Annotated in this window: 7 protein-coding genes; 5 read left to right on the forward strand and 2 right to left on the reverse strand. The window is 63.5% G+C overall.

Features of this window, described 5'->3' with window-relative positions:
- The first annotated feature begins 368 nt into the window (after positions 1–368).
- Positions 369–2165: an IS1634 family transposase gene (locus tag WCE35_RS04600; protein WP_424592160.1), complete on the forward strand. Its 1797-nt coding sequence runs from the start codon at positions 369–371 to the stop codon at positions 2163–2165.
- A 261-nt stretch (positions 2166–2426) separates the two neighbouring features.
- On the opposite strand, the gene WCE35_RS04605 is transcribed toward WCE35_RS04600, so the two are convergent.
- Positions 2427–3224: an enoyl-CoA hydratase/isomerase family protein gene (locus WCE35_RS04605; protein WP_424592161.1), complete on the reverse strand. Its 798-nt coding sequence runs from the start codon at positions 3222–3224 to the stop codon at positions 2427–2429.
- Between the two features lie 94 nt (positions 3225–3318).
- Here WCE35_RS04605 and WCE35_RS04610 point away from each other — a divergent pair, with 94 nt between their 5' ends.
- The 4 genes from WCE35_RS04610 to WCE35_RS04625 all read left to right on the forward strand — a co-directional run bounded on the left by WCE35_RS04610 (position 3319) and on the right by WCE35_RS04625 (position 7662).
- Positions 3319–4539 carry an NAD(P)/FAD-dependent oxidoreductase gene (locus tag WCE35_RS04610; RefSeq protein ID WP_424592162.1) on the forward strand — a complete coding sequence of 407 codons (1221 nt, stop codon included), beginning with the start codon at positions 3319–3321 and terminating at the stop codon, positions 4537–4539.
- Positions 4540–4641: 102 nt separating this feature from the next.
- The gene (locus tag WCE35_RS04615) at positions 4642–5628 is read left to right on the forward strand and encodes a sialic acid TRAP transporter substrate-binding protein SiaP (protein ID WP_424592163.1); all 987 of its coding nucleotides are present in this window, start codon (positions 4642–4644) and stop codon (positions 5626–5628) included.
- A gap of 168 nt (positions 5629–5796) precedes the next feature.
- Positions 5797–6366 (forward strand): TRAP transporter small permease, encoded by a 570-nt coding sequence (locus WCE35_RS04620; RefSeq protein ID WP_424592164.1) that lies wholly within the window; start codon positions 5797–5799, stop codon positions 6364–6366.
- Positions 6367–6381: 15 nt separating this feature from the next.
- Complete coding sequence (locus tag WCE35_RS04625) at positions 6382–7662, forward strand: TRAP transporter large permease (RefSeq protein ID WP_424592165.1); 1281 nt, start codon at positions 6382–6384, stop codon at positions 7660–7662.
- On the opposite strand, the gene WCE35_RS04630 is transcribed toward WCE35_RS04625, so the two are convergent.
- On the reverse strand, positions 7655–7925 hold a 271-nt coding region (locus WCE35_RS04630; protein ID WP_424592166.1), incomplete at its 5' end, for a PfkB family carbohydrate kinase. The genes WCE35_RS04625 and WCE35_RS04630 overlap by 8 nt on opposite strands.

Below are 7925 nucleotides of genomic sequence, written 5' to 3' on the forward strand. Positions count from 1 at the left end.
TCGTCGAAATGTGCGGCTCGCCAAGCCGCCAAAGTGATCGATCATTTTTCTGAACGTTTAAACACTGGCGCGACCGAGCCGTCCGCTGGTTGCCGCGCGGAAGGCGAAAAATTTGCCGACTGAGTACCGCGGAGGCGCGCAAGGCCTTTACAGCCTTCGCCGAGCGCAGGCCGCCAAACTTCCTGAAACTCGCGCCGCCCTAACCCGAGTTCGCGGATTCGCGCTCGAAAACTCGGATTTCGAGATTTTTTAGCCGGCTAAGTATTTGATTTGCAACGAGCGAGGTCTTCCGTTTTGGCCAAAAACGGCTGTAGTGAAGACCTACCCGATTCCCAAGCGGGGTTCGTTGCGGATAGATTCGTCGCACCATGTTTCTGCGACGCACCGAGCGAAAGAAGAGCGGCAAGACGCACCACTACTGGAACGTGGTCGAGAACAAGCGTCTCGATGATGGCCGGGTGGTGCAGAGACATGTGCTGTATCTCGGCGAGATCAACTCCTCACAGGCAGCGGCGTGGCGCAAGGCGATCGAAGTGTTCGACGTGGATGCCGGCCGTGCCCGGACGCTGGCGCTGTTTCCGGAGGATCGATGCGAGGCGATCGGAGGCGACGCGTCCGTCGTTCAGCTTCGGCTGTCGCAGATGCAGCTTCGTCGTCCGCGGCAATGGGGCGCCTGCTGGCTGGCCGGGCAGTTGTGGCAGGAGCTTCAGCTCGATCGGTTCTGGGCCGATCGCCTGCCGCCGAGCCGAAAGGGAACGCGGTGGGATCACATCCTGCAGGTTCTCGCCACCTACCGGCTGATCGCACCGGGCAGCGAGTGGCGGTTGCATCGCCAATGGTTCGGCAACAGCGCGATGGCCGATCTGTTGGGTGCGGACTTCGGCCTTGCGGAAGAGCATAAACTCTACGCCTGCCACGATCTGCTGCTGGAGCATAAGGAAGCGCTGTTCTCGCATCTGGTCGGGCGCTGGCGCGATCTGTTCAACGCCGATTTCGACGTGCTGCTGTACGATCTGACCAGCACCTACTTCGAGGTCAACGCCTCGGATTTGCCGGAAGGCAGCAAGCGCCGCCACGGCTACAGCCGCGACAAGCGGCCTGACTGCCCGCAGGTGGTGATCGCGCTGGTGGTGACGCCCGACGGCTTGCCGCTGGCTTACGAGGTGCTGCCCGGCAACACCGCCGACAGCAAGACGCTGCGGATGTTCCTTGGCAAGATCGAGCAGCAATACGGCAAGGCGCGGCGGGTCTGGGTGATGGATCGCGGCGTGCCGACCGAGGCGGTGCTGGCCGAGATGCGCAACAGCAATCCGCCGGTGCAGTATCTGGTGGGAACGCCGAAGGGCCGTCTGAACCGGCTGGAAAAACACCTGCTGCAAAAACCCTGGCAGGATGCGCGGGAGGGCGTGAAGGTCAAGCTTTTGGCCGAGGACGGCGAGCTTTATGTCTTCGCGCAAAGTCATGATCGCGTCACCAAGGAACGGGCGATGCGACGGCGGCAGTTGAAATGGCTGTGGAAACGGCTCCGGCAAATCGCCACCATGGAAATCTCGCGCGAAGAACTACTGATGAAACTCGGCGGTGCGCGCTCCAAAGCGCCGGCCGCCTGGCGTCTGGTCAATGTCGAGATCGACAAGGAGCGCCCGAGCTTCATCTTCGCGCTCAATCGAAAGAAGCTGAGAACAACGCGGCGGCGCGAAGGTCGCTATCTGCTGCGCACCAATCTCACCGAAAATGATCCCGCCCAGCTATGGCAATACTACACGCAGCTCGTCGCCGTCGAAGAGGCCTTCCGCAATCTCAAAGGCGATCTGGCGATCCGTCCGATCTTTCATCAGGATGAGAAGCGGATCGAGGCCCACATCTTCGTCGCCTTTCTTGCTTACTGCATGCAGATCACGCTGACGCGCCGTCTCCATGCTTTGGCACCCGGGCTCACCGCGCGCAGCGCGCTCGAAAAGTTCGCCGCCGTCCAGATGATCGATGTCCATCTGCCGACCAACGACGGGCGCGAGATATTGCTCACCCGCTACACCCATCCAGAACCCGAGCTGCAGCTTGTAATCGACCGGCTGAAGCTCCGCCTGCCACCGCAGCCGCCGCCCAGGATCACCACGGCCGCCGCCAACCAGGCCACCCGCCGTAGTGAAGACCTTTTGATCTAACCCATTGATTTACAACGAGTGGGTTTCTCCAAAACCCGCCAATCCGCGAAGACGGGCTAACGATCATCGCACGCCATCGCTACCCAACCAACGCCGTCACCCGCGGCTTGCCCCCACCCCGGCCCTCCCGCGCAAGCGGGAGAGGGGGCGCACCGAGTGCGCGGCATCGGCTGACGACAAGATGGCCGACGCCTTCTCCAACAACGAAGCCCTGTGGCTATGGGTCCCCGCATTCCACGGGGACCACGGTGGAGAGAGCTGCTACTTCCCCTTGCTGGTGAACTTCTTCACCGCGACGCGGAACTCGTCGGTGTGCATGGCTTCGATGATCTTCCGCTCCTCGGCATCGAGTTGCTGCCGGGTGGGCGTGACCGCGGCCTGGTAGACCAGCGACTTGGTGCCCGCGATCGCGGCCGGCGAGTTCTGTGCCAGCCGTTCGGCGAATTGCCGCGTCGCCGCTTTCAGCTCGGCCGCTGGAACGACCCTGGCGACCAGGCCCCAATCATAAGCCTGTTGCGCGGAAAAACCGTCTTCGGCCAGAAAGATCTGCAAGCTCCGACGGGTGCCCACGGTGCCGACCATGCCGACGGTGCTGCCGCCATCGGGCGACACGCCGATCCTGGCATAGGCGGGCGTGAAGCGGGCGTTGTCGGCGGCGATACAGAGGTCGGCGACAAAGGCGAGGCCCATGCCTGCGCCGGCGGCCGAACCATGCACGCTGGCCAGCACGATCTTCGGCATCCGCCGTACCGTCTCGATGAACGCGTGATAATGTTTCAACAGTTCGCCGACCACGGGCGCGATGGTGTCGGCAGCGGCGGCGGCGCCGATGGTCTGCAGATCGCCGCCGGCGCTGAAGGCGCGGCCTTCGCCTTCGATCACCAGCACCCGGATATCATCGTTGGCTTCGACTTTCGCGCCCAGTTGCTCCAGTTTCTGCGCGATCGACAGATCGATCGAGTTGAAGGCCGCGGGCCGATTGAGCGTGATGGTGGCGATCGGGCCGTCGATCGTGAGCAGCGCCGGATCGCCTGACGAGGCGGTATCGGATGTCGGCATGAAAGGGACCTCGGGTCCGGGAAGATTGCCGGGCATTTAGATAACAGAAGGGGAGGGGTGACAATCCCCGGCCAGTCTGCAAAATGCGCCGGACATGGCGCAGGGACCGGTTGTCATCATTGGCGCGGGACATGCGGGCTTTCAGCTCGCGGCCTCATTGCGTCAAAATGGCTTTGGCGAACGCATCGCGCTGATCAACGATGAGGGCCATTTGCCCTACCAGCGGCCGCCGCTGTCCAAGGCCTATCTGAAGGGCACGGGCGGGCCTGACAGCCTGATGTTCCGGCCGGAAAAGTTCTATCATGACCAGAATATCGATCTGATCACCGATCACGCGGCCTCGATCGATCGCAGCGCCCGCAAGGTTTTGTTCGCGTCCGGCGCCTCGCTCGACTACCGGCATCTGGTGCTGGCCACGGGTGCGCGCAACCGCCTGCTCGATATTCCCAATGCCAGTCTCGAAGCCGTGCGTTACCTGCGCACGCTCGATGAAAGCGAGGCGCTGCGGCACCTCCTCACGCCCGGCCGGCGCGCGGTCGTGATCGGGGCCGGCTTCATCGGCCTGGAATTCGCCGCGACCGCGCGGGCCAAGGGGCTTGAAGTCGACGTCATCGAACTCGGCGTCCGCGTGATGGCGCGGGCGGTGACGGCGGAAATCTCCGAATTCTTTCAGCTAAGGCACACCGCGGCGGGCATTCGCATCCATCTCGGCGTGCAGGTCACCGGTATCGAGAGCAGCGGCGCCAAGGTGACCGGCGTCAGCCTCAGTGACGGCCGGCACATCGGCGCCGATCTCGTCGTGGTCGGCGTCGGCGTGCTGCCCAATGTCGAACTGGCGGCGGCGGCCGGCCTGCCGGCGGCGGCGGGCATCATCGTCGATGAAAACCTGCGCACATCCGATCCGGACATTTCCGCGGTCGGCGACTGCGCGCTGTTTGCGAGCCGGCGGTTCGGCGGCTCGCTGCGGCTGGAGTCGGTGCAGAACGCCACCGACCATGCGCGTTGCGTCGCGGCGCGGCTGACCGGCGATGCCAAGATCTATGATGGGCTGCCATGGTTCTGGAGCGATCAGGGCCCGGACAAGCTCCAGATGGTCGGCCTGACGACGGGCTACGATCGCGTGGTGGTGCGCGGCGATCGGGCGCAAAATGCCTTTTCCGCCTTTTGCTACGCGGCCGGGCAACTCGTCGGCATCGAATCGGTCAACCGCGCCGGCGATCACATGTTCGGACGCCGCCTGCTGGCCGCCAACGGCTCGATCACGCCGGAGCAGGCCGCGGATACCGGCTTCGATCTGAAGCGCGCGCTGGCTTGAGCCCGGTTCGCGGCCACTTGCGTCGGCCGGTCATATCGGCGACGCTGCCGGCGGAAGGCCTGTCGATGAGGCCTTGAGGGAATAACTTCAGGGGAGGGAACCATGTCCGTGTGGACGCGCCGTCTAGGGCTATCGACGGCTTTCATCATCGCGGCAGCCATCGCAGCACCGGCTTCGGCCCAGACCAAGCTGAAATGGGCGCATGTCTACGAGATCAGCGAGCCCTATCATAGCCAGGCGCTGTGGGCCGCCGACGAAATCAAGAAGCGCACCGGCGGCAAGTATGAGATCCAGGTGTTTCCGGCGTCCCAGCTCGGCAACGAGAACCAGATCAATGAGGGGCTCGGGCTTGGCACCGTGGACATGATCTATACCGGCACCTCGTTCGCCGGCTCGATCCACAAGCCGCTGTCGATCTCCGGCGCGCCGTTCATGCTGCGCGACTTCAACCATTGGAAGGCCTATCGCGACAGCAAGCTGTTCTCCGACATCGCCAAGGGCTACGAGGACAAGACCAAACACAAGGTGGTCGCGCTCACCTATTACGGCGAGCGCATGGTGACCGCGAACAGGGAAATCAAAAAACCCGAGGACATGAAGGGGATGAAGCTGCGGGTGCCGCCGGCGCCGCTCTATCTGATGCTGGCGAAATCGGTCGGCGCCAACGCCACGCCGATCGCTTTCGCCGAAGTGTACCTCGCCTTGCAGCAGGGCACCGTGGACGGTCAGGAGAACCCGCTGCCGACCATCATGGCCAAGAAGTTCTACGAGGTGCAGAGCCATATCATGCTGACCAGCCATATCGTCGAGTCGCTGCTCACCATCGTCGGCTCGCATGTCTGGTCAAAGCTGTCGGACGACGAAAAGAAGATGTTCACCGAGGTGCTGGTGCAGGCGGCCGCCAATGCGTCGGACCAGATCCGCGCCTCGGAGCAGAAAATCGCCGACGAGCTGCGCAAGCTCGGCAAGACCGTGGTCGAGGTCGACCGCGAGGCGTTCCGCAGGGCGGCGGTCCCGCTGCACAATGATGCTTCCGCCGGCGCCGGCTGGAGTCAGGCGGAATATGATTCGCTGCAGTCGCTGAAGTAGGTTTTTCCACGTCGTCCCGGCGAAGCGCGAGCCGGGACCCATACGCCGTGCCAGTTCTCTTGGGCACAGTGGCCGACGCCTTCTGTCACATGAGACAGCGGTGGTCATGGGTCCCCGCGTTCCGCGGGGACGACGGAAGAGTTTCTCGCGATCCAAGGGCACTTCCGCATGAGCACCAATCCCGAATCCGGCGCCGCGCCGCCCGATGACGTTCACCTGATCGTCGCCAAGGACGAGGAGGTTGTGATCGAGTACCACCCGGAGGACTGGATCGCCTTCGTGCTGTTCTGGGCGCTGGCCTTCATCGTGTTCCTGCAGTTCTTCACGCGATATGTCCTGAACGACAGCCTGTCCTGGACCGAGGAGATCGCGCGCTACGGCCTGATGTCGCTGGCGTTCATCGGCGGCGCGGTGGTGACACGCAAGAAGGCGCACATCGCGGTCGAGCTGCTGTCGAACCTGATGAAGCCCAGTCCGCTGAGGTCGGCTTTGCTGGCGCTCGCGGATTTCGTCACGCTGGGCTTCATGGGCATGTTGGCGTTTTTCTCGGTGACGATCGTCGAGCGCATGCATTCGCAGCGCATGACCGTGTTCGAGTTACCGATGAGCATCGTTTACGGCATCGTCGGCCTCGGCTGTTTCATGATGCTGGTGCGCCAGATCCAGGTGGTCTGGCGCAATGCCCGCGACGGCTGGCGCCGGGCGCCGGAAGTCACCGACCAAATTCACGCTGATTGAGAGCTGGGCTGAACGATGCCGATCCTGATTTTCGTTTTCTTCGCAGCCCTGCTGGCCGGCATTCCCGTGTTCATCGCGCTGGCGTTCTCCGCGCTGCTCTACACCCACTTCATCGCCGGCATTCCGGATTTCGTGATCCTGCACCGCATGGCCGGCGGGCTCGACAGTTTCCCGCTGCTGGCGGTGCCGTTCTTCATTCTCGCCGGCAACCTGATGAATTCCGCCGGGATTACCAACCGCATCTACGATTTCGCGGTGGCGACCTGCGGCTGGATGAAGGGTGGTCTCGCCCATGTCAACATCTTCGGGTCGGTGATTTTTGCCGGCATGTCGGGCACGGCGATCGCCGATGCCGCCGGCCTCGGCACCATCGAGATCAAGGCGATGCAGGACCACGGCTACGACACCGAATTCTCGGTCGGCGTCACCGCGGCGTCCGCCACGCTCGGTCCGATCATTCCGCCGTCGCTGCCGTTCGTGATCTACGGCATGATGGGCAATGTCTCGATCGGCGCGCTGTTTCTCGGCGGATTCATTCCGGGCGCGGTGATGACCGTCTTCATGATGCTCTATGTCAGCTACTGCGCGCGCCGCTACGGCATGGGCCGCGACCAGGCGTTTCGCTGGCGCACGCTCGGCCGCACCTTCATCGCGGCGCTGCCGGCGCTGCTGACGCCGGCGATCATCATCGGCGGCATGACGTTTGGCTGGTTCACGCCGACCGAGGCCGCGATCGCGGCCTGCGCGTGGGCGCTGATCCTCGGTATTTTCCTGTACCGGTCGATGTCGCTGAAGCAGTTCTACAAGGTTTCGATGGACACCATCGAGACCACCGCGGGCGTGCTGCTGATCGTTGCCGCGGCGTCGCTGTTCGGATGGGTGCTGACGACGACGCGGCTGACGGAAGCAGGCGCCGAAGCGCTGCTGCAACTGACGGACAACAGATATGTTATCCTGCTGTTGATCAACGTGCTGCTGCTGGTGGTCGGCTGCTTCCTCGAACCGATCGCCTCGATCAGCATTCTGGTGCCGGTCTTGATGCCGATCATCCTCAAGGTCGGCATCCATCCGGTTCATTTCGGCGTGGTGATGACGCTCAATCTGATGATCGGGTTGCTGCACCCGCCGCTCGGCATGGTGCTGTTCGTGCTGTCCAGGATCGCGAAGCTCTCGATCGAGCGCACCACGATGGCGATCCTTCCCTGGCTCGTCCCGCTCCTGATGTCGCTGATCGCGATCACGCTGATCCCCGAATTGACGCTGTGGCTGCCGCGTCAAATGGGGATGCTCAAGTAGCTCCCAACAGCGACTCAACCTCCGCCGCCGTCGGCATCGAAGGCGCGGCGCCCATCCGCTGCACGCAGATCGACGCCGCGGCGTTGGCGAAATCCAGCGCGTCGCGAATTTGCTTTCCGCCCGCGAGCCGCGCCGCCAGCGCGCCGACGAAGCAATCGCCGGCCCCGGTGGTGTCGACGGCCTTGACCGCGCGTCCGGGAACGATCAGCGGCTGGCCTTCGATCAGCGCCAGCACGCCGTGCCTGCCCAGCGTCACGCAGACG

Source organism: Bradyrhizobium sp. (assembly GCF_049691595.1).
Classification (GTDB): Bacteria; Pseudomonadota; Alphaproteobacteria; order Rhizobiales; family Xanthobacteraceae; genus Bradyrhizobium.

Coding starts and splice junctions, on each gene's coding strand:
- WCE35_RS04600 (WP_424592160.1), top strand. CDS start 369: ATGTTTCTGCGACGCACCGAGCGAAAGAAGAGCGGCAAGACGCACCAC.
- WCE35_RS04605 (WP_424592161.1), bottom strand. CDS start 3,224: ATGCCGACATCCGATACCGCCTCGTCAGGCGATCCGGCGCTGCTCACG.
- WCE35_RS04610 (WP_424592162.1), top strand. CDS start 3,319: ATGGCGCAGGGACCGGTTGTCATCATTGGCGCGGGACATGCGGGCTTT.
- WCE35_RS04615 (WP_424592163.1), top strand. CDS start 4,642: ATGTCCGTGTGGACGCGCCGTCTAGGGCTATCGACGGCTTTCATCATC.
- WCE35_RS04620 (WP_424592164.1), top strand. CDS start 5,797: ATGAGCACCAATCCCGAATCCGGCGCCGCGCCGCCCGATGACGTTCAC.
- WCE35_RS04625 (WP_424592165.1), top strand. CDS start 6,382: ATGCCGATCCTGATTTTCGTTTTCTTCGCAGCCCTGCTGGCCGGCATT.